Below are 206 nucleotides of genomic sequence, written 5' to 3' on the forward strand. Positions count from 1 at the left end.
CACAATTTTGGCTCGATAATAAGAAAGCAGAGACTATCCCCGATACGCTTAAAGCGCGTTTGCAGTTATGGCAGCAGTTCAGCCCACAGAAAGAAGACTTCTTTAGTAAATTTGAAATTTTTGATTATGATAATTACTTATATCTACTTTACGGAATGAACTTTAAGACAAAACTCGCACCTTTACCGAGTCATAGCCATGATAAG

General features: G+C 36.9%; 1 protein-coding gene. It reads left to right on the forward strand.

What is annotated here, in order from left to right; translation table 11 throughout:
- Positions 1–206 (forward strand): tryptophan 7-halogenase (locus ACX6CF_RS27195; protein WP_458788494.1); only part of this gene is annotated, 206 nt, incomplete at both ends.

It is taken from the genome of Vallitalea sediminicola (assembly GCF_054408565.1).